18 protein-coding genes are annotated in these 20,698 nt (G+C 61.1%); 8 read left to right on the forward strand and 10 right to left on the reverse strand.

What is annotated here, in order from left to right:
* Positions 1–87: 87 nt before the first annotated feature.
* The 3 genes from AC1RME_RS20175 to AC1RME_RS20185 all read left to right on the forward strand — a co-directional run bounded on the left by AC1RME_RS20175 (position 88) and on the right by AC1RME_RS20185 (position 2,464).
* Positions 88–924, forward strand: a complete 837-nt coding sequence (locus AC1RME_RS20175; RefSeq protein ID WP_096819341.1) for a CvfB family protein — start codon at positions 88–90, stop codon at positions 922–924.
* A gap of 45 nt (positions 925–969) precedes the next feature.
* Positions 970–1,380 (forward strand): DUF2177 family protein, encoded by a 411-nt coding sequence (locus AC1RME_RS20180; RefSeq protein ID WP_096819340.1) that lies wholly within the window; start codon positions 970–972, stop codon positions 1,378–1,380.
* A gap of 151 nt (positions 1,381–1,531) precedes the next feature.
* On the forward strand, positions 1,532–2,464 hold the full coding sequence (locus AC1RME_RS20185; protein WP_493091660.1) for a DMT family transporter: 933 nt from the start codon (positions 1,532–1,534) through the stop codon (positions 2,462–2,464).
* Here AC1RME_RS20185 and AC1RME_RS20190 read toward each other — a convergent pair.
* On the reverse strand, positions 2,409–3,590 hold the full coding sequence (locus AC1RME_RS20190; RefSeq protein WP_096819338.1) for an MFS transporter: 1,182 nt from the start codon (positions 3,588–3,590) through the stop codon (positions 2,409–2,411). The two genes, AC1RME_RS20185 and AC1RME_RS20190, sit on opposite strands and share 56 nt — an antisense overlap.
* A gap of 104 nt (positions 3,591–3,694) precedes the next feature.
* On the opposite strand from AC1RME_RS20190, the gene ptrR reads away from it, so the two are divergent.
* Together ptrR and AC1RME_RS20200 are read left to right on the forward strand one after the other, a co-directional pair.
* Positions 3,695–4,588 (forward strand): putrescine utilization regulator PtrR, encoded by an 894-nt coding sequence (ptrR, locus tag AC1RME_RS20195; protein ID WP_096819670.1) that lies wholly within the window; start codon positions 3,695–3,697, stop codon positions 4,586–4,588.
* 142 nt (positions 4,589–4,730) lie between these two features.
* Complete coding sequence (locus tag AC1RME_RS20200) at positions 4,731–4,859, forward strand: PA1414 family protein (RefSeq protein WP_007914492.1); 129 nt, start codon at positions 4,731–4,733, stop codon at positions 4,857–4,859.
* Between the two features lie 106 nt (positions 4,860–4,965).
* On the opposite strand, the gene AC1RME_RS20205 is transcribed toward AC1RME_RS20200, so the two are convergent.
* The 6 genes from AC1RME_RS20205 to speB all read right to left on the reverse strand — a co-directional run bounded on the left by AC1RME_RS20205 (position 4,966) and on the right by speB (position 10,481).
* A complete protein-coding gene (locus AC1RME_RS20205) occupies positions 4,966–5,214 on the reverse strand; it encodes a phosphopantetheine-containing protein (RefSeq protein WP_096819337.1) in 249 nt (82 codons plus the stop codon).
* A 45-nt stretch (positions 5,215–5,259) separates the two neighbouring features.
* Positions 5,260–5,985, reverse strand: coding sequence for an MBL fold metallo-hydrolase (locus tag AC1RME_RS20210; protein WP_096819336.1), 726 nt, complete (start codon positions 5,983–5,985; stop codon positions 5,260–5,262).
* An 86-nt stretch (positions 5,986–6,071) separates the two neighbouring features.
* Positions 6,072–7,451 (reverse strand): sodium:solute symporter family protein, encoded by a 1,380-nt coding sequence (locus tag AC1RME_RS20215; protein ID WP_096819335.1) that lies wholly within the window; start codon positions 7,449–7,451, stop codon positions 6,072–6,074.
* 79 nt (positions 7,452–7,530) lie between these two features.
* Complete coding sequence (locus tag AC1RME_RS20220) at positions 7,531–9,042, reverse strand: purine-cytosine permease family protein (protein ID WP_096819334.1); 1,512 nt, start codon at positions 9,040–9,042, stop codon at positions 7,531–7,533.
* Between the two features lie 55 nt (positions 9,043–9,097).
* Positions 9,098–9,520 carry a YybH family protein gene (locus AC1RME_RS20225; protein ID WP_096819333.1) on the reverse strand — a complete coding sequence of 141 codons (423 nt, stop codon included), beginning with the start codon at positions 9,518–9,520 and terminating at the stop codon, positions 9,098–9,100.
* A gap of 10 nt (positions 9,521–9,530) precedes the next feature.
* Positions 9,531–10,481, reverse strand: coding sequence for an agmatinase (gene speB, locus AC1RME_RS20230; RefSeq protein ID WP_003222717.1), 951 nt, complete (start codon positions 10,479–10,481; stop codon positions 9,531–9,533).
* A gap of 206 nt (positions 10,482–10,687) precedes the next feature.
* Here speB and AC1RME_RS20235 point away from each other — a divergent pair, with 206 nt between their 5' ends.
* Together AC1RME_RS20235 and AC1RME_RS20240 are read left to right on the forward strand one after the other, a co-directional pair.
* The gene (locus tag AC1RME_RS20235; RefSeq protein WP_039772530.1) at positions 10,688–11,581 is read left to right on the forward strand and encodes a LysR family transcriptional regulator; all 894 of its coding nucleotides are present in this window, start codon (positions 10,688–10,690) and stop codon (positions 11,579–11,581) included.
* A 4-nt stretch (positions 11,582–11,585) separates the two neighbouring features.
* On the forward strand, positions 11,586–12,179 hold the full coding sequence (locus AC1RME_RS20240; protein WP_096819332.1) for a tRNA-uridine aminocarboxypropyltransferase: 594 nt from the start codon (positions 11,586–11,588) through the stop codon (positions 12,177–12,179).
* Between the two features lie 37 nt (positions 12,180–12,216).
* On the opposite strand, the gene AC1RME_RS20245 is transcribed toward AC1RME_RS20240, so the two are convergent.
* Genes AC1RME_RS20245 through AC1RME_RS20255 form a run of 3 tightly spaced genes read right to left on the reverse strand, consistent with a single transcriptional unit; the run spans position 12,217 to position 17,136 of the window.
* The gene (locus AC1RME_RS20245; protein ID WP_096819331.1) at positions 12,217–13,578 is read right to left on the reverse strand and encodes an HlyD family type I secretion periplasmic adaptor subunit; all 1,362 of its coding nucleotides are present in this window, start codon (positions 13,576–13,578) and stop codon (positions 12,217–12,219) included.
* A gap of 9 nt (positions 13,579–13,587) precedes the next feature.
* Positions 13,588–15,747: a type I secretion system permease/ATPase gene (locus AC1RME_RS20250; RefSeq protein WP_096819330.1), complete on the reverse strand. Its 2,160-nt coding sequence runs from the start codon at positions 15,745–15,747 to the stop codon at positions 13,588–13,590.
* Positions 15,748–15,777: 30 nt separating this feature from the next.
* The gene (locus AC1RME_RS20255) at positions 15,778–17,136 is read right to left on the reverse strand and encodes a TolC family outer membrane protein (protein WP_096819329.1); all 1,359 of its coding nucleotides are present in this window, start codon (positions 17,134–17,136) and stop codon (positions 15,778–15,780) included.
* A 533-nt stretch (positions 17,137–17,669) separates the two neighbouring features.
* On the opposite strand from AC1RME_RS20255, the gene AC1RME_RS20260 reads away from it, so the two are divergent.
* On the forward strand, positions 17,670–20,698 hold a 3,029-nt coding region (locus tag AC1RME_RS20260), incomplete at its 3' end, for a retention module-containing protein (RefSeq protein WP_493091661.1).

The following is a 20,698-nucleotide window of genomic DNA, read 5'->3' on the forward strand; positions in this document are numbered from 1 at the left end:
GCAAATTTCCGTCGGCGGGAGGATCTGCCGGCCAACGAACCCGGCAAAACCGGGTAGAATGCCGCCCACGCAATGAGGGTATTGGAAATGGCTTTAGTCGGGCGCTACAACAGTTTGCAAGTGGTTAAACACACTAACTTCGGTTTATATCTGGACGGCGGTGCCGACGGCGAAATTCTTTTGCCCAACCGTTATATCCCTAAAGATATTCCCAGCGAAGATGAAGACTGGCTCAATGTTTTCATTTATCTGGACAGCGATGACAAACTTATTGCCACCACTGAAAAACCAAAAGTTCAGGTCGGTGAATTTGCCAGTTTGAAAGTTGTTGAAGTCAACAGCATCGGTGTGTTCCTCGATTGGGGCCTGCCGAAGGATCTGCTGCTGCCTTACTCCGAAGAAAAACGCCAGATGACCGCCGGCGAGTACTGCGTGGTGCATGTCTACCTCGACAAACACACCCGCCGCATCACCGCCACCGCGCGTCTTGATCGCTACCTTGACAAGACCCCGGCCAACTACAGCGTGGGCCAGGAAGTTGATCTGCTGGTGGCCGAATCCACTGACATGGGTTTCAAGGCCGTCATCAACAACAAGCACTGGGGTTTGATTCACAAGAACGAAATCTTCAAGTTCATGCGTTCCGGCATGCGCGAGAAAGGTTTCATCAAGGAAGTGCGTGCCGACGGCAAGATCAGCCTGAGCCTGCAACCGGTGGGTCAGGAAGCGGCCAGCAGCCTGAGTTCGAAGATCCTCGCCAAGTTGCGCGAAAACGATGGCACCCTGGCCGTCAGCGACAAGAGCGACCCGGCGCTGATCAGCAGCCTGTTCGGTGTCAGCAAGGGCAACTTCAAGAAGGCCATCGGTTCGTTGTACAAGGAAGGCAAGATCGTCATTCATGCCGATCGCATTGAACTAACCTGAGCCTGACGTGGCCCATGTTGCATGGGCTCACTTGAGGTCGGGCAGATGAAAAAAGCACTGATTGCCTACGTCGCCACGCTGCTGACGTTTCTTCTGCTCGACGGCGTCTGGCTCGGCGTGTTGATGGCGCCGACCTATCGCGAACTGCTCGGTTCGCTGATGCTCGAAAAACCGTTGCTGGTGCCAGCAGCGGTTTTTTATTGCCTGTACGTTTTCGGCTGTGTGGCGTTTGTGGTGTTGCCGGCAGTGAGCTGGCAGCGAGCCGCCCGCATGGGCGCGCTGCTCGGGCTGGTCGCTTATGGCACTTATGACCTGACCAATTGGGCGACGTTGCGCGGCTGGTCGGTGCAGGTGACATTGATGGATTGGGCATGGGGGACGTTTGCCACGGCGCTGGCCTGTACGGTCGGATTTGTCGTGGCCGGCCGCTTTGGCAGATCAGCCCTTCACCGCTGACGTTTGAGGAGCATGAAATGTCTCTTCCAGACGGCTTTTTCTGGCTGGCTGGTTAATAATCCACGCATCATTTTTCGCCCCGGACGAAGAGCCGGGGCTTTGTTTTGACCTTTGGAAAAACTGCCATGTTGTGTGTGTTCGAGGTGTTGCGGTGAGCGTCAGTCGGCGCAGTGCCGACGGGTTTGCCCTGCAAGTGATGGTTGGCCTGTGCCTGATCTGGGGCGTGCAGCAGGTGATGATCAAGTGGGCGGCGACCGATATCGCGCCGGTGATGCAGGCGGCGGGGCGGTCGGGGATTTCCGCGTTGCTGGTAGGACTGCTCATCTGCTGGAAGGGCGGCTGGGATCAGGTCGGAGCTACATGGCGCGGCGGCTTGCTGGCCGGTGCCTTGTTCGGTCTGGAGTTCCTGTTTATCTCCGAAGGCTTGCAGTTGACCACGGCCGCGCACATGTCGGTGTTCCTTTACACCGCACCGATCTTCACCGCGCTGGGTGTGCATTTCCTGTTGCCCAGCGAGCGTCTGCGACCGGTGCAATGGCTGGGGATTTTCATGGCGTTCGTCGGGATCGCTGTGGCGTTTGCCGGCGGCGTGTCGTGGGACAACCTCGATCACCGCATGCTGTTGGGCGATGCCCTCGGCGTGCTGGCCGGGGCCAGTTGGGGCGCGACCACCGTGGTGGTGCGCGCCTCGCGCCTGTCGGAAGCGCCGGTGACGTTGACGCTTTTTTATCAACTGATTGTCGGCTTCGTCGGCCTGCTGTTGATCGCACTGCTCAGCGGCCAGATCACCCACGTCAGCCTGACCGTCGTGGCGGTGGGCAGCGTGCTGTTCCAGGGCCTGGTGGTGTCGTTCTTCAGTTACCTGACCTGGTTCTGGCTGCTGCGCCGTTATCTGGCAGCCAATCTGGCAGTGTTTTCCTTCATGACGCCGTTGTTCGGCGTCACGTTCGGCGTGGTGTTGCTCGGTGAAAAGCTGAGCATGAACTTCATCATCGGTGCCGTGCTGGTGTTGCTCGGCATCACCTTCGTCAGCGCGGAACAGTGGGTGCGTCGGCGTTTGCGCAAAGCGCTCTGCCAGTCGTAAGCGGTTTCCACGCCAGGCCACCGGCAATCAGCAGCCCGCTGCCGGCGATCACCAGCGCCGGTTGCAGGCCGCCGCTGAAGTGGCTGCTGACCGCCGCCAGCAGCGGCCCGCTGAGCTGACCGACGGCGAAGCACGCGGTCAGCAGACCGGCGTTGCGCTGGGTGGCGTGGGGCGCCATTTCCCGGGAGCGTTGCATCACCAGTTGCATGCAGGCCAGGAACGGCGTGCCGCACAGGATCACGCCCAAAGCCAGACCGAGGCCGCTGCCCAACAGGCAGGCAAACACCCCGGCGGCCTGCAGCCACAACGTCGCCATCAACCAGTGACGGGTGGTGTCCGGATCATGCCGACGCAAACTCACCAGCAACACACCGATTGCGGCGCTGAGGCCGAAGCACGGCCAGAACAGATCGGCCTGCCATTGCCCGTGAAACTGCGCGTTGGCCATCTGCGACAGGAACGTGGCCGGGATGATGTAGCCCACGCCGTACAAGGCATACACCACCGCCAACCGCGCAATGCCGCGATTCGAATGATTGACGGCGGAAGGTGTGACGGTTGCGCCGACGCCCGGTTGCGGCAGGATCCGCACGATTCCCAGCAACATCACCAGTGCCACGGCGGCATAGATCAGCCACAGGGTGGCGGAAGTCTGCTGCGCCAGATGTGAGAACAGCGCCAGCAACCCCGTCAGAAAAATCCCAAGACCCGGTCCGGCAAATACCAGCGCTCCCAATCTCGGACGACCGGCCGCCGCAGCCAACGGCTGGCTCAGTGCGGTGATCATCACCAGCACCCACGCGCTCGCCACGCCAGTGCCGAAGCGCAGCAGCAGATGCGACCAGAAACCATTGGCCCAGAACGACGCCAGCGTCAGCAGCACGCACAACCACAAGCCACCGTGCAGACGCCGTTGCACCTGATCGGGCCGGCGAGAAAACATCGCGTCTATCGCGCCGAGCAGATAGCCGAGGTAGTTGGCTGCCGCAATCAGACCGGCGGCGGTCAGGTCGATCTGCCCTTCGCTGATCAGGTGGGGAAGTTGCGGTGTAAGGGCGAAACGCCCGATGCCCATGGCCATCATCAGGGCAATGAAACTGGCGGATAAGCGAATCAGCGGCGACATGGTCTGGATTCCGTTGGAGGTTCAATGACCGTCAGGCTAGGACTGATTGACTTTCTTTAAAATTGAATAATAGTGAGTAACTTGTTCAGTTCAGGAGAATGGTTGTGGAGTTCAGCCAATTGCGGATCTTCCAGGCCGTGGCGGAGGAGGGCTCTATCACTCGCGCCGCCGAACGCCTGCACCGCGTGCCGTCGAACCTGTCGACCCGGCTCAAACAGCTCGAAGAGCAATTGGGCGTCGAACTGTTCGTCCGCGAGCGTCAGCGTTTGCAGTTGTCGCCCGCGGGAAAAGTCCTGCTGGACTACACCGGCAAACTGTTCGCCCTGCGCGATCAGGCCAGTGCGGCGGTGATGGGCGGGCAACCGGCGGGAGATTTCGTGCTCGGCACTCTGTACAGCACCGCCGCGATTCATTTGCCGGCGTTGCTGGCGCGGTATCACAAGCGATATCCGGCGGTGAATCTGCAGGTGCAGTCCGGGCCCAGTGGCGAATTGCTGGAAGGCCTGCTCACCGGGCGCCTCGATGCGGCGCTGGTGGATGGCCCGCCGCAACTGGCCGGGATCGACGGGGTGCCGCTGTGCAATGAGCGGCTGGTGCTGATCAGCGAGCCGGATCACCCACCGGTACGCAGTGCCAAGGATGTCGAGGGGCGGGCGGTGTTCACCTTTCGCCATGGCTGCGCTTACCGTGCGCGGCTGGAGTCGTGGTTCGCGCACTATCAGGCGGCGATGGGCCGGGCGATGGAGATCGAGTCTTATCAAGGGATGCTGGCTTGCGTGATTGCCGGCAGCGGCGTGGCGCTGATGTCGGAGTCGATGCTCGCCAGCCTGCCGGGCCGCGAAAGTGTCGCGGTGCATCCGCTGGCCGAGCCGTTTGCCAGTGCGACAACCTGGCTCATGTGGCGCCGGGGCATGGTCGGCGCCAATCTCAATGCGTGGATTGAACAGCAGCAGGCGCTCTATCCCGTGGCTGGCGAAGACACCCGGGAAATCGCTTGAGCGATCGGTCAGGGATTCTGATCAATCTGGTAACAGATCATTGCGGATTTCACCGAGCATTGCGTAGGACTTCGGACTATTATCAGTGCGAAGCGGCCTCAGAATTCCGGACGCTCAGCACCACCCTGAAGGGGGCATGACGATGAAAGAGAAAATTCAAAACTGGCTGCACGATTTGGGTGTTGCCCTCGGCTTGATCGAACCGCCTCTGCAACCGGTCCCGATTCGCACTGATGACGAACAGCGTCGGCGTCAGCAGCGTCGGCGCTAATGCCCCGATCTGAATAACAAGGATTTGAAGATAGAGAGATCGCAGTCTTCGTCAGCGCCTGCATGAAACCGTGCAGGTGCTGACGAAGACTGCGATCTTTTGCTTTTCAGTGTCGCCCGATCTCGATCAGAAACCGGCTCAAGTCGTTCGCGGTTTTCGCGGTCTTGAGCATGTGATCTTCTTCGGCGGTGAATGCCGTCAGTCCGAATTCATCTTCCAGATGGAAGATCAGGTCCTCGATATCCGCCTTCTCCAGACCCAGCTCCGCCAGGCTGGTGCGGTCATTGAATTCGCGGTTTTCCAGCAGACGCTTGATGAACCTGTGCACGGCGGCACGCACGGCAGCTCTTCTCATGGCAGGTTTTCAAAAGTGGTGGGTCTGACTGGAGTACAGCAGGCCTCAGGCGTGCCGGCGCAACCATTCGTCAATCATCGAGCGCAGATGCTCCCCTGAAAAGCTGCCGAAATGCCCGCCATGCACGGTGCGGATCTTCAGAGCCTGCAAACGCTGCAGGCTGGCGGCGTAATCTTCGAGATTCGAGTGGTAGGCATCTTCAATCAACGGCCCGTCGTAGATGATGTCGCCACTGAACAGGGTTTCGCTGGCCGCTTCATAGAGGCTGATCCCGCCCGGCGAATGCCCCGGTGTGTGCAGCACTTGCAGCGTGCGATTGCCCAGGTCCAGCACATCGCCGTCCTCGACAAATCCGGTGGCCGGCGCAGCCTTGACCCGGTATTCGGCGTAGCACAGCGGGCAATCCGGGTGGGCTTCGAACATGTCGTCGCCGACGAAGGCACGGCTCAAGTCATTCTCGCCATCCGGCGCCGCCAGAATGTCCGCCTCGGCAGGGTGTACCAGCCGTTCGGCAAATTCGTGATGCCCGGCAATGTGGTCGAAGTGGCAATGACTGGCCACCGCCACCAGCGGCCGCTCGGTCAGCCACGGCAGTTGTTCGCGCAGGCTGACCAGGCCGGAACCGCTGTCGAGCAGCAGATCCTTGTCACGCCCCTGAACATGCCAGAGGTTGCAGCGGTAGAAGGGACGGATGTACGGCTCGTGAATCAGGCGAATGCCGTCGCTCAGGTGCTGCACTTCGAACCACTGATCGCGAGAAACAATCTTCATAAAGCATTTTCTCCAGACGAAAAAAAACGGGTGTGGCAACCGACGCCACACCCGTCGAAGAAAGCATCAAGTCGTTATGTTTCAGCTTAGATCGCGCTGGCCACCACGTTTGGGCGGCGGGACATCAGGCTGACCACCACGAAACTCACCAGACCCACAGCCAGGCTGTAGTAGATCGGGGTGTTGGCGTCCAGACCGTCCTTGACCATGAACAGCAAGGCGGTGGCAAAACCAGTGCCCATGCTGGCGATGGCGCCGGCGGTGGTGGCGCGCTTCCAGAAGATTGCACCGATCAGCGGGATCAGCATGCCGCCCACCAGCAGGTTGTAGGCCAGGGTCAGGGCGCTGATCACGTCGTTCACAACCAGAGCGATACCCAGCACCACGACACCGGTCAGCAGGGTGAAGAGGCGGTTGATGCCCAGGCTCGACTGTTTGCCGCCACGCAGTTTCGGCAGCAGGTCTTCGGTCAGGGTGGTGGCAGCGGCGAGCAGGCCGGCGCTGGCGGTGGACATCATCGCGGCCAGGGCAGCGGCGATCACCAGACCACGGATACCGTCCGGCAGCGACAGTTTGACGATCGCGGCGAAGGCGTTGTTGACGTTGTCCAGATCCGGGATCAGCACGTGCGCCGCCATGCCGATCAGGGCACAGGCCAGGCCGTAGAGAATGCAGTAGATGCCCGCGATGCTGCCGGCGTATTGAGCGACTTTAGCGGTCTTGACGGTGAACACCCGTTGCCAGATGTCCTGACCGATCAGGATGCCGAAGAAGTAGATCATGAAGTAGGTGATGATCGTGTCCCAGCCGATGGTGGTGAAGCTGAAGGCGGTGGCCGGCAGTTTCAGCACCAGCTCGTCCCAGCCGCCGACGCGGTACAGGCAGATGGGCAGGAGGATGAACATCAGGCCGACAGTCTTGATGATGAACTGGACGATGTCGGTCAGGGTCAGCGACCACATCCCGCCGATGGCCGAGTACACCACTACCACGCCACCGCCGAGCAGTACCGAGATCCAGAACGGCAGGCCGAACAGCACTTGCAGCACGGTGCCGATGGCGAGGATCGAGGTCACGCCGATCATCAGCGCGTAGGCCAGCATGATCGCCGCGCTCGCCGAGCGGGCCATCGGGTTGTAGCGTTTTTCCAGCACCTGGGTAACGGTGTAGATCTTCAGTTTCAGCAGCGGCTTGGCCAGGAACAGGTTCAGCGCGACGATGCCGCAACCCAGTGCCGCGCACAGCCAGAAACCGGAGATGCCGTGCACATAGCCCAGGCGGACGGTGCCGACGGTGGACGCGCCACCGAGAACGGTCGCAGCCATGGTGCCCATGTACAGGCTCGGGCCGAGGTTACGCCCGGCAACCAGGAAGTCCTCGTTGGTCTTGGCCTTGCGCATGCCGAAGTAGCCGAGCAAGAGCATGCCGGCGGCGTAGATGAGGACGACGAATAAATCCAAAGCCATGATGGCGTGTCTCCGATTGTCTTTTTTATGGGGTGGAACTCTGTGGGAGAAGGCTGACCCCCACAGGCGATTCGTTTATTCAGGCAGCCTGACGCAGCGCCGCTTCAGCCGGCGCATGCGCGCCTTTGCTCCGGGGATCCTTCGGGCCGTAGACCAGCGCCGGTTCCGGGAACAGGCTCAGCAGCATCAGGTACATCACCGAGGCCAGACCGAGGGTCACCAGCAGGCTGATGTCGATGCCGCCGGCCAGTTCACCCAGCGGGCCGACGAACTGCCCCGGCAGGTTGACGAAGCACAGGCCGACCGCCGCGCTCGGGATCCACGCGCCCAGGCCGCGCCAGTTCCAGCCGTGGCTGAACCAGTAGCGTCCGCCTTGCTCGCCGCGCGTGAACACTTGCAGGTCGTCCGGGCAGTAGAAGCCGCGACGCACCACCAGGCCGATGATCATGATCACCATCCATGGGGTGGTGCAGGTGATGATCAGCACGGCGAAGGTCGACACGCTCTGCACCAGGTTTGCCGCGAAGCGCCCGATGAAGATGAAGGCAATCGACAGCACACCGATCAGCAACGTCGCCTTTACTCGCGACAGCAGGCGAGGGAACACGCTGGACATGTCCAGCCCGGTGCCATACAGCGACGTGGTGCCGGTGGACATGCCGCCGATCACCGCAATCAGGCACACCGGCAGGAAGAACCAGCTCGGCGACACCGCCAGCAGGCCGCCGACGTAGTTGTTGGCCGCGATGTAGTCCGGTGCCTGGATCGCCACGATGGTCGCAGTGGTCAGGCCGAACAGGAACGGAATGAACGTGGCGATCTGCGAGAAAATCACCGCTGCCATGATCCGCTGACGCGAGGTTTCACGCGGGATATAGCGGGCCCAGTCGCCGAGGAACGCGCCGAAGGAAATCGGGTTGCTCATGGCCACCAGCGCGGCGCCGATAAAGGCTGCCCAGAAGCCTGGCTGGCCGAGGCTGACGGTGCCGGCGTAGTGCGAATCGAACGGGCCGGCGAAAGCGAAGATGCCCAGCAGGAACAGCAGGCTCGCGCTCCACACCGCCACCTTGTTCACCCACAGCAGGAAGCGGAAGCCGTAGATGCACACGGTCAGCACCAGAATCGCGAACAGACCGTAGGCCAGACCCAGAGTCAGGTCGGTTTCCGGCAGGCCGATCAGGCGTTTCGCACCACCAATCAACGCATCCCCCGAACTCCACACCGAGAGCGAGAAGAAGGCGATGGCGGTCAACAGCGAGAGGAACGAACCGACGATCCGCCCGTGCACGCCGAAGTGCGCACCGGACGACACCGCATTGTTGGTGCCATTGATCGGGCCGAACAGGCCCATCGGTGCGAGGATCAGCGAGCCGAGCAGTACGCCCGAGACAATCGCCCAGACGCCCGCCTGAAAGGACAGGCCGAACAGCACCGGGAAACTGCCGAGCACGGCGGTGGCAAAGGTATTCGCGCCGCCAAAGATCATGCGGAACAAATCCACGGGACCGGCGGTGCGTTCGTTGTCCGGGATCTGTTCGACCCCGTGGGTTTCAATCTGCGTAAGGCTTTGGTCTTTGTTGTTGTTATTCATGATCTGCTCCGATCATAAAGGCGCGCTCATCGTGCGTGAGCGTCACCTGTCTTGGCTAAGGGGATGGCAGCCCTTCCGGCATTGCGGACAAATGTTCGTGGCAGGCCAGCCAATGGCCTTGTTGTTCTAGGCTCGACGCTTGTTTCCTGAAAACAATCGTCTCGCGCTCCTGGCTGAAGTGTTGCTCCCCTTGCATGCGCAGCTCGGTGGCCACGTCATGGATGAAAATCGCCACGTCACCCTGCAGGCTGACGAAGGCGTTGCTCGAGATGCAGGACAGCACCTCGAAGCCATCCTCGGCGCGCCAGCTGTCCCACAACGCCTGATAGGCATCGCGCGACAGCAGGGGCTGTTCGAGGGTGTAGAACACGAAGCTTGCATCGGCGCTGAACGCGCCGAAGTAGGCTTCGCGATCGTTGCGGGCGAAGGCGGACACCAGATCGGCGGCCGCTTTCAGAACCTGATCACGTTCGTTCATGACCCGACCCTCAGCGGTGGACGACGCCCGGCAGTACGCAGAGCATTTCGTACAGCAGGTTGGCGGCCAGCAGCGAGGTGTTGCCGGTGGTGTCATAAGCGGGCGAGACTTCTACCAGATCGCAGCCGATCAGGTCGAGGCCCTGGCAGCCGCGAACGATTTCAATCGCCTGAATGGTCGTCAGACCACCGATTTCCGGGGTGCCGGTGCCAGGCGCCCAGGCCGGGTCGATGCCGTCGATGTCGAAGCTCAGGTACACCGGGCCGCCACCAACTTTCTCGCGCACTTCGGCCATCAGCGGTGCCAGCGACTTGTGCCAGCACTCTTCGGCCTGCACCACGCGGAAGCCCTGATCGCGGCTCCAGTTGAAGTCGTCAGCGGTGTAACCCTGCGCCCGCAGACCAATCTGCACCACACGGTCGCAGTCCAGAAGGCCTTCTTCGACGGCGCGACGGAAGGTCGTGCCGTGGGCGATCTTCTCGCCGAACATGTGATCGTTCACATCAGCGTGAGCGTCGATGTGCACCAGACCGACCTTGCCGTGCTTTTTGTGGATCGCACGCAGGATCGGCAGGGTGATGGTGTGGTCGCCACCCAGGGTCATCGGGATGACGTTGTGCTCGAGGATGTTGTCGTAGGCTTCTTCGATGATGCGCACGGCGTCGAGCAGGTTGAAGGTGTTGATCGCCACGTCACCGATGTCGGCAACCGACAGCGAGTCGAACGGCGCAGCGCCGGTGGCCATGTTGTACGGGCGGATCATCACCGATTCGGTGCGGATGTCGCGTGGCCCGAAGCGGGTGCCGGGGCGCAGCGAAGTACCGATGTCCAGTGGCACGCCAACGAAGGCAGCGTCCAGACCGGCAGCGGTCGGTACATGGGGGAGTCGGAGCATGGTGGCGATGCCGCCGAAGCGCGGCATTTCGTTGCCGCCCAGTGGTTGGTGAAGAATCTTGTCCACGGGTAGGGCCTCATCGTCTTTGTTTTATTTATGTCGGCGCGCCGCATTCGCAAGGTCACGGGCACCGCTGTGGGGCCGATTCTGCGAAATGTAGTGAGGCGAAAGAATCGCTACGGGCAAATACTTAGTTCAGATTTTTCTAAACTAATGGAATGGCTGGAGATAGACTTCTCGCCCATGCTCGTTGCCCGATCAGTGGAGTCCCCATGGCCAACGCTTTACCCGACCTGAAACTTTTGCGCATCTTCGTCAGCGTCGTGCGTCATCAGGGGTTTGCCAACGCGCAGCAGGAACTCAACCTGTCGACCTCGGCGATCAGCACCTACATGAGCCAGCTCGAAGCCGCGCTCGGTCTGGTGCTTTGCCATCGCGGGCGCGGTGGTTTCAGCCTGACCAGCAAAGGCGAGCTGTTCCATCAGGAAACCCTGCGCCTGCTGGCCGAACTCGAAGGTTTCGAACAATACGCCGCGGCGCTCAAGGGCGAATTGCGCGGTACGCTCAACCTCGGGGTGATCGACTCCACCGTCAGCGACAAGGCCCTGCCGTTCGCCGAAGCCATCGGCGCCTACAGCCAGGAACACCCGGCGGTGCATTTGCACCTGTCGGTGATGAGCCCCTACGAATTGCAACTCGGCGTGCAGGACAACCGACTCGATCTGGCCATCGGCGCGTTCTCCACGCGCATGAGCGGTCTGGTGTACATGCCGCTGTACCGCGAACAGCACTGGCTGTATTGCAGTAATCGTCACCCGTTGTTCAACGAGCGGCGGATTCCCGAGCAGGTCATCACCCAGCAACGCATGGTCGGGCGCGGTTACTGGAGCCAGGCGGAGCTGGCCCGTCACGGTTTCAAACACAGCGCCGCGACTGTGGAAAGTATGGAAGCGCAGTTGATTCTGGTGCTGTCCGGTGCCTACATCGGTTATCTGCCGGAGCACTACGCTCAGGCCTGGGCCGACAAGGGTGATTTGCGGGTGCTGCTGCCGGCGACCTTCGGTTATCAGGCGCCGTTTTCCATGATCATGCGCCGTGGCCGCAGCCGCGAGCCGCTGATCCAGACCTTCCGCGATCTGCTCAAAGCACAGCTCAATCAGGCATAAGAACATGTCCAGACCTCAATGCCCGCGCTGCCTGCGCCCACAAACCCACTGCCTGTGCCCGCTGATCCCCAGCCTCGACAGCCGCACTCGGGTGTTGCTGTTGCAGCACCCGAGCGAGGTCAATCACGCGCTCAACACTGCACGGCTGGCAGCGCTCGGCTTGAACAATGCCGAACTGATCGTCGGCGAAGTGTTCGAGGATCTGCCCGCGCTGCTGAATCGGCCGGGGTATCGGGCGCGGTTGCTGTTTCCGGCGGACGATGCGCAGCCGATGCAGGCTTATGCTACGTCCGATGAACCGTTGTTGCTGGTGGTGCCGGACGGCACGTGGCGCAAGGCGCGCAAGATGTTGCATCTGAATCCGCTGCTGGCGGCATTGCCTCGCGTGACTTTGGCGGAGGGCGGGGTCTCACGGTATCGGTTGCGCAAGGCACCGGGGCCGGGTGCGTTGTCGACTATCGAGGCGATCGTTCAGGCGTTGCAGACCCTGGAAGCGCCGGCTTCTTTCGATCCGTTGCTCAAGCCGTTCGAGGCGTTGATCGAGGGGCAGATTGCGGCGATGGGGGAGGAGACCTTCCAAAAGAATCACGGATACTGATCGTTCCCACGCGGAGCGTGGGAACGATCAGATGAGGCTAGCGTTCGCGCATCGCCTCGGTGCGCGCCTTCAGCACCGGTTTGAGCAAGTAATCCAGCACGCTTTTCTCCCCGGTAATGATGTCCACCGTCGCCACCATCCCCGGAATGATCAGCAGCGGTTTCACGTCCCCGCCCAAATGGTTTTTGTCGGTGCGCACCTGGATCAGGTAGAAACTGTTGCCCTTGTCATCGGTAATCGTGTCGGCACCGATCAGCTCAAGTTTGGCGCTGAGTCCGCCGTAGATCGTGTAGTCGTAGGCACTGAACTTGACCATGGCTTTCTGGCCCGGATGCAGGAACGCCACGTCCTGCGGACGGACCTTGGCTTCGATCAGCAGGTTGTCTTCCAGCGGCACGATTTCCACCATGTCGCTGCCCGGCTGGACCACGCCGCCGATGGTGTTGACCTTCAACTGCTTGATCACCCCGTGTACCGGCGAGGTCACGGTGGTGCGGCTGACGCGGTCGTCGATGGCGATGCTCGACGCCGTGATTTTCGACAGGTCGGTGCGCTTCTGGTTGAGGTCCTTGGCCGCGTCGGAGCGGAAGGTCTGTTCCGATTCGTCGATCTTGCTCTTGATCTCGTTGATCGCCGATTCGGCCCGGGGAATGGCCAGGGTCGTGGCGTTCAACGAGCCACGAATTTCCACTGCGCTACGACGTAGACGGAGGATCTCCACGGGCGACACCGCACCGGTTTTCACCAGTGGTTCCGACATGTTCATTTCCTGTTGCAACAGCGCCAGGCTCGAGCTGTATTGCCCCTGTTTCGAACGAAACTCCGCCAGCTCCTGAGTCTTCTGCCGCAGTTGTTCGCTGAGGGTGCGCTGTTCGCTGGCCAGCCGCCGTTGCCGTTGTTCATACAGCGAGCGCTCGTCCTCGGCGACTTGCGGAGCCTTGGCAATCACCTCGTCCGAGAGCTTGAACGGCCGGCCTTCGGCTTCGGCGGACAAGCGTTCGACCTGCGCGGTCAGGGCATAACGATCCGCCTCGCTCTCACCCTTGTTCGACAGAAACCGCGTGTCATCCAGGCGCAGCAGGGTGTCGCCCTTGTTCACCATTTGCCCTTCACGCACGAAGATCTCGGTGACGATCCCGCCCTCGAGGTTCTGGATCACCTGGACCTTGCTCGACGGAATCGCCTTGCCTTCGCCCATGGTCACTTCTTCGAGCACCGCGAATTTGGCCCAGACCAGCGCGCTGATCAGCAGTGCCGCCGCCAGCCACACGGTGATGCGCGACCAGCGCGGCGAATCCTGCAACGAAGCGCCGGCAGTTTCCGGCATGAATTCGGCTTCGGCGCTTTTGCCGAAACTGTCGAAGTAACCGCGCTGTTTTGACGATGAGGAAGCAGACATGGGCAACTCCTAGACCGCCGCCGAGCCGACCCGGCCCTTGCGCAGTGCATCGATGACCGCTTCTTTCGGACCGTCGGCGACGATCCGGCCGTTGTCCAGCACCAGCAACCGGTCCACCAGGCTCAGCATCGAGGTGCGGTGCGTGACCAGCAGCAAGGTTTTGCCCTGCACCCAGCCGTGAAGCTTCTGGCGCAGGACGTCTTCGCTGCTGTTGTCCATGGCGCTGGTGGGTTCGTCGAGCAGCATGATCGGCGGGTCGAGCAACAGCGCCCGGGCCAGCAGGACTGCCTGGCGTTGACCGCCGGAAAGCAATTGCCCACGTTCACCCACCGGTCGGTCGAAGCCTTGCGGGTGCTGGCGGGCAAGCTCGGTGACGCCGGTCAGTTCGGCGACTTCGAGCATCCGCGAATCGCTGACATAACGGGCGCCGAGGGTCAGGTTGTCACGCAGGCTGCCGGCCAGCAGTGGCAGATCATGGGCGACATAACCGATCTGCTGGCGCAGGTCGGCGACATCCAGTTGCCGCAGGTCGAGGCCGTCGAGCAGCAACTGGCCTTCTTCCGGTTCGTAGAAACCCATGACCAGCCGTGCGAGGGTGCTCTTGCCGGAACCGCTGCGACCGATGATGCCGATCCGCTCGCCGGGCTTGACGCTGAAACTGATATTGCTCAGGGCCGGCGCGTTCTGGCCGTTGTAATGGAAGGTCACCGCATTGGCGTCCAGCGCGCCTTGCAGTTGCGTGCGTTCCAGCGGCCGTTGTTTGCCGTCGCGCTCCTGGGGCAAAGACATCAGGGCGTCGGTACTTTTCATGGTCAGTTGCGCTTGCTGGTAGCGGGTGATCAGCCCGGCAATCTGGCCTAGTGGCGCGAGCACGCGGCTGCCGAGCATGTAACTGGCCACCAGCGCACCGACGCTGAGGTTGCCGGCGATGATGCTGTAGACCCCGGCGACGATGGTCGCCATCCCCGAGAATTGCTGGATGAACAGCGTGCCGTTGGTGGCCAGCGCCGAGAGGTTGCGTGCGTGGCTGTCGAGGCGGGTGAGGGCGCCGTGGGTGCTTTCCCACTTGTGCTGGCGCTCGCTTTCGGCGCTGCACGCCTTGAGGGTTTCCAGTCCGCCGAGGGTTTCGATCAGCAATGCCTGACGCTCGGCTCCGAGGCTCAGGCTTTTCTGCACGGTGTCGCGCAGGCGAACCTGAATGATCATCGCGAACACAATCGTGATCGGAAACGCCAGCAGCGGAATCACCACCAGCCAGCCGCCCAGCAGGCCGATCACTACCAGCATCAGCACCACGAAGGGCAGGTCGATCAGGCTGGTCAGGGTCACGGCGGTGAGAAACTCCCGCAGGCCTTGAAAGTCGTGAATGCTCTGGGCGAAACCGCCGATGGTCGCCGGCCGGGCCTTCATCGCCATGCCGGTGATGCGCTCGAATAAAGTCGCGGAAAGGATCACGTCGGTCTTCTTGCCAGCGGTGTCCAGCAGGTGCGCGCGCACCACGCGCAAGACCAGTTCGAAACCGGTGCCGATCAGCAATCCGATGGCCAGCACCCACAGGGTCGACGTGGCCTGGTTCGGCACCACGCGGTCGTAGGTCTGCATGACGAACAGCGGCACCATCAGGCCCAGCAAGTTGATCAGGAAACTGGCGAGGATCGCGTCGCTGTACAGCCATTTCGACAGCTTCAGGGTGTCGCGAAACCACGCTTGCACCCTTGGCACCAACGGTGAACGCAGGTCTTCCAGTTCATGCCGTGGCCGGGCGAACAGGGCCTGGCCGGTGTAGTGTTCGGTGAGTTCTTCGTGGCTGACCCACTGTTCGCCGCCATCGGCTTCACTGGGCAGAATCAGGGCTTTGCCGTCATCGGCAAAACGCCGCAGCACAGCCGTGCGGCCATTGCCCAACAGCAACAGCACCGGCAGGTTGAGCGGGGAAATGTCCTTGAGGTCGCGGCGCAGCAGCCGCGCCTGCAAACCGGCCCGGGCCGCCGCACGGGGCAGCAGGTCCAGGCTCAGGCGTTGTTTGTCCAGGGGCAGCCCGGCACTCAGGCTGGCGCGACTGACTGTCGCGCCGTGCAGTTTGCAGAGGATCAACAGACCGTCGAGTAACGGATCATCGAAGCTCAGCCGCGGATCGACCCCGGAAACACCGGGTTCCATGCTGGTCATATTGATCGCTCCCTGGCTACATCATCGGGACTACTTCAGTTCGGGCAAGCGCGCCTCGTTCTTCACTTCGGCAGCGGCAATCGCGTCGGCCGGCAGCACCACCCGTTGCTTGCTCAGCAACTGACCCATGTTCGCCAGCACGCGGTACATCGAAAACTCCTCGGTGTAGCGGATTTCGGTGTAGCGGCGATTGGCGTTGTACAGCTCGTTTTCACTGTCGAGCAGGTCGAGCAGGGTACGTTGGCCGAGGCCGAACTGATCCTGATACGCGGCGCGTACACGCTTGGTGGTCTCGGCGTATTCGCGGGCGGTCGGGGTCTGTTTCTTGGCGTTGACCATGGCGTTCCAGGCCAGGTGAATGTTCTCGTTGAGCTGGCGCAGGGCGTTGTTGCGGATGTCCATGGCCTGGTTGATCTGGTGCGCATCGGAGGCCAGTCGCGCCTTGTCGCTGCCGCCACGGAACAGGTTGTAGTTCATCACCACGCCGACGCGCCATTCATTGTCGTGGCCCTCGTCGCCCTGCACGTTGTTGTTGGCACCGACCGCCGCTTCGGCATCGAAGCGCGGGTAGAACGGCGACTTGGCGACTTCGTACTGACTCTCGGCCGATTGCACATCGGCCTGGGCGGATTTCAGGTACGGGTTGTTCTCGACCATGCTCTGCTGGGCTTCGGGCAGGCTGGTGGGCAATTCACCACGGGTCGAAGCCGGCGCTTCCAGTTCATCGGGCATGCGCCCGACCACGGCGTAGAAGTTCGATTCGGCATCCGCCAGATCGACTTCGGCGGTGTCGAGGTTGTTCTGCGCCAGCGCCTTACGGGCGACCGACTGATCGGAGTCGGCGGTGCTGCCGATGCCGCGCTGGGTGCGCAGGCCGATCTGGTCATTGACGCGCAAATGCGCCTGCAGGTTGTTCTTGGCCAGGGTCACCAGTTCGCGGCGCTTGAGCACTTCGAGATAGACCTCGATGGTGCGCAGGGCCAGGTCCTGGGCGGTGCCTTGCGCGTAGTACGCGCGCGAGTTGGAAACGCCCTTGGTGCGCTCGACTTCGTTGGCGGTATTGAAACCGTCGAACAGCATCTGCCGCAGACGCAGCTCGGACTGGGTGTAGTTGAGAATTTCGGTGTGGTGGTTACCGAGGGCCCGGGTGTTGGTGTTGTCGCTGTAACCGCGCCCATAAGCGGCGTTCAGATCCACCGATGGATAGAAGCCGCCCTTGGCAACTTTCACCTGTTCATCGGCCGACAGTTTGGCGTCTACGCGCGAAGCCAGTTCCGGGTGGGTCGCGATGGTGCTTTGTATCGCTTCGGTGAGGTTCATGGCCTGGGCTTGAGAAGTGCAAGCCATGGCCAGCAAAACCGCACTGCAAAGGGGGGTTAAAACGCGCATGGGTGCATCTCCCTGAGTCCTGATGGTGTATTGCTGTCGCCAATTTATTGACGATATTTTTTAGGTTTGGCGTTTCATCGCTGTTACAACAGAGCTAAGAACATCCTGAAGCGTAGCTAAGAAAAAATTTTCATATGGCTTATGCCAAAAAAAACTTATGCGCTTCGCCAAATCCAGCACATTGTTCCTCTCGAAAGCCTTTGTTTTATGTGCTTTAGGGAGTGCAGAAAGGCTTGAGGAAAGTTCCACTCACTTTGCGACATACGGGCGAAGTACTGCTAAAGGGGAGGGACGCGTAGCGGCCAATGAGCGACAGTTTTTTGTCACTCGGGTGATTCACCACCGTTACGTAGCGCTAGTGGGCGTGCTGCATCGATCAGGGATTCCAAGTGCTTGATGGCGCTGGGGTTTCTGAATTTGCATACCCTGCGAAACGAACTGTCGAGGTGCGAGCGTCGCCCCGACAACCCGCTTGAGCCATGGGCTGCTTCGCGAACCAGTGCCGACGGTGGTCGGCAGCGGAGGAAATGCACATGGCAACGCTCATCGGGATCGTCACTAAAGTCATCGGTCAGGTTTTCGCTCAATCGGCTGACGGAAGTCGGCGCGCATTGGTTGAAGGCGATCGACTGTTTGCCGGAGATCAATTGATCACGGGTGCGGAGGGGGCGGTTGCCGTCCATCTGCAAAACGGCCAGGAACTGACCTTGGGCCGGGACAGCAGCCTGACCATGACCGGACAATTGCTGGCCAACCATGCGCCGCATGTGGATGCCCCGGAAGCGCTGACCCCGAGCGATGCTCAACTCACCGATGTCGCCCAGATCCAAAAGGCCATCGCCGCCGGTGAAGACCCGACCAAATCTGCTGAAGCCACTGCCGCAGGCCCCGATGCCCCCGGTGACACCAGCGGCGGCAAGGGTGGCGGCCACAGTTTCGTATTGCTGACCGAAGTGGGTGGCCGGGTCGATCCGGTCATCGGTTTCCCCACGGCCGGTTTTGGTGGCATTCCCGAGTTTCCGGAAGAACGCCACAACGCGGTCATCGACAACGGTGACAACACGCCTGCGCCGATCATCCCGCCACCGGTCAACAACCTGGTCACCCTTACAGGCCTCGATGTGCCCGGGGGTGAACTGACGCTCAACGAAGCCAATCTGCCGGATGGCTCTGCCGCCAATCCCGGCGCGCTGACCCAGGCTGGCAGCTTCAGCATTTCGGCGCCTGACGGTCTGACCAGCCTGAGCATCGGCGGCATCAGCGTGATCGTCGGCGGCGTGCCCGTCGGTTTCCCGCAATCGATCACCACGCAATTGGGCAACACCTTGACCATCACCGGTTACAACCCGGCGAACGGCACGGTCACTTACAGCTACACCCTCAACGGCAACGACGCCCATCCGGCAGGTGACGGCGCCAACAGCCTCAGCGAACATTTCACGGTGATTGCTGGCGACAGCAATGGCGACACCGCCACCGGCTCGCTGGATGTGAACATCACTGACGACGTGCCCAAGGCGGTGGATGACAGCAACGCAAGCGCGGCTTCGGAAACCAATCTGACGCTGACTGGCAACGTCCTGACCAACGACGTACAAGGCGCCGACCGCGTACCGACCGGCCCCAATGCCGGCCCGATTACTGCGGGCACTTTCACCGGGACTTACGGCACCCTGGTGCTGAATGCCAATGGCACTTACACCTACACGCTGAACACTAACGATGCGGACTTCAAAAACCTGCACGGTGGTGGCAACGGGACCGAAACCTTCACCTACACCATCACTGACTCGGACGGCGACACCAGCACCGCGAATCTGGTGTTGCAGATCCACAACAACGACGATCCGGTGCTCATCAACGGCTTGAACGTCGAGGGTGGCGAACTGACGGTTTTCGAGAAAAACCTTTCCCTTGGTAGCGCCCCGGATTCGGCGGCGTTGACTCAGAGCGGCACGTTTACCATCACAGCTCTCGATGGCGTCACTACGCTGACCATTGGCGGAATCGCCGTGGTCACCAATGGCGTGGCTGCGGGTTTTCCGCAATCGGTCACGACTCCGTTGGGCAGCACGCTGACGATTACAGGTTTCAACGCTACGACGGGTGTCGTGAGCTACAGCTACACCCTGGATCACAACGATGCTCATCCGACTGCCAGTGGCGCCAACACGCTGAGCGAGCAGTTCGCTGTCACCGTGGTGGACGATAACGGCACCACCGCGAATGCATCGCTGGATGTGAACATCGTCGATGACCTGCCAAAAGGCGTGGATGACAGCAATACCGGTACTGCCTCGGAAACCAATCTGACGCTGACCGGCAACGTCCTGACCAACGACGTACAAGGCGCCGACCGCGTACCGACCGGCCCCAATGCCGGCCCGATTACTGCGGGCACTTTCACCGGGACTTACGGCACCCTGGTGCTGAATGCCAATGGCACTTACACCTACACGCTGAACACTAACGATGCGGACTTCAAAAACCTGCACGGCGGTGGCAACGGCACCGAGAACTTCACCTACACCATCACCGATTCGGACGGCGACACCAGCACCGCGAATCTGGTGTTGCAGATCCACAACAACGACGATCCGGTGCTCATCAAGGGCTTGAACGTCGAGGGTGGCGAGCTGACGGTTTTCGAGAAAAACCTTTCCCTCGGTAGCGCCCCGGATTCGGCGGCGTTGACTCAGAGCGGCACGTTTACCATCACAGCTCTCGATGGCGTCACTACGCTGACCATTGGCGGAATCGCCGTGGTCACCAATGGCGTGGCTGCGGGTTTTCCGCAATCGGTCACGACTCCGTTGGGCAGCACGCTGACGATTACAGGTTTCAACGCTACGACGGGTGTCGTGAGCTACAGCTACACCCTGGATCACAACGATGCTCATCCGACTGCCAGTGGCGCGAACACGCTGAGCGAGCAGTTCGCTGTCACCGTGGTGGACGATAACGGCACCACTGCGAATGCTTCGTTGGACGTCAACATCGTCGACGACCTGCCAAAAGGCGTGGATGACAGCAATACCGGTACTGCCTCGGAAACCAATCTGACGCTGACCGGTAACGTCCTGACCAACGACGTTCAAGGCGCCGACCGCGTACCGACCGGCCCCAATGCCGGCCCGATCACTGCGGGTACTTTCACCGGGACTTACGGCACTTTGGTGCTCAATGCCAATGGCACTTACACCTACACCGTCAACCCTAGCGACGCGGACTTCAAAGCGCTGCACGGTGGCGGCAATGGCACAGAAACCTTCACCTACACCATCACTGATTCCGACGGCGACACCAGCACCGCGAATCTGGTTTTGCAGATTCACAACAACGACGATCCAGTGACCATCAGCGGCCTCGACGTGAACGGTGGCGAACTCACCGTCTTCGAGAAAAACCTCAGCACCGGCAGTGCGCCGGACGCCACCGCATTGACCCAAAGTGGCACGTTCACCATCACTGCACTGGACGGTGTCACCACGCTGACTGTTGGCGGCATCGCCGTTGTCACTAACGGTGTAGCCGCAGGCTTTCCGCAATCGGTCACGACTCC

Source organism: Pseudomonas sp. GW822-FHT03F08 (assembly GCF_058801265.1).

Coding starts and splice junctions, on each gene's coding strand:
- AC1RME_RS20175 (WP_096819341.1), top strand. CDS start 88: ATGGCTTTAGTCGGGCGCTACAACAGTTTGCAAGTGGTTAAACACACT.
- AC1RME_RS20180 (WP_096819340.1), top strand. CDS start 970: ATGAAAAAAGCACTGATTGCCTACGTCGCCACGCTGCTGACGTTTCTT.
- AC1RME_RS20190 (WP_096819338.1), bottom strand. CDS start 3,590: ATGTCGCCGCTGATTCGCTTATCCGCCAGTTTCATTGCCCTGATGATG.
- AC1RME_RS20200 (WP_007914492.1), top strand. CDS start 4,731: ATGAAAGAGAAAATTCAAAACTGGCTGCACGATTTGGGTGTTGCCCTC.
- AC1RME_RS20205 (WP_096819337.1), bottom strand. CDS start 5,214: ATGAGAAGAGCTGCCGTGCGTGCCGCCGTGCACAGGTTCATCAAGCGT.
- AC1RME_RS20210 (WP_096819336.1), bottom strand. CDS start 5,985: ATGAAGATTGTTTCTCGCGATCAGTGGTTCGAAGTGCAGCACCTGAGC.
- AC1RME_RS20215 (WP_096819335.1), bottom strand. CDS start 7,451: ATGGCTTTGGATTTATTCGTCGTCCTCATCTACGCCGCCGGCATGCTC.
- AC1RME_RS20220 (WP_096819334.1), bottom strand. CDS start 9,042: ATGAATAACAACAACAAAGACCAAAGCCTTACGCAGATTGAAACCCAC.
- AC1RME_RS20225 (WP_096819333.1), bottom strand. CDS start 9,520: ATGAACGAACGTGATCAGGTTCTGAAAGCGGCCGCCGATCTGGTGTCC.
- AC1RME_RS20235 (WP_039772530.1), top strand. CDS start 10,688: ATGGCCAACGCTTTACCCGACCTGAAACTTTTGCGCATCTTCGTCAGC.
- AC1RME_RS20240 (WP_096819332.1), top strand. CDS start 11,586: ATGTCCAGACCTCAATGCCCGCGCTGCCTGCGCCCACAAACCCACTGC.
- AC1RME_RS20245 (WP_096819331.1), bottom strand. CDS start 13,578: ATGTCTGCTTCCTCATCGTCAAAACAGCGCGGTTACTTCGACAGTTTC.
- AC1RME_RS20250 (WP_096819330.1), bottom strand. CDS start 15,747: ATGACCAGCATGGAACCCGGTGTTTCCGGGGTCGATCCGCGGCTGAGC.
- AC1RME_RS20255 (WP_096819329.1), bottom strand. CDS start 17,136: ATGCGCGTTTTAACCCCCCTTTGCAGTGCGGTTTTGCTGGCCATGGCT.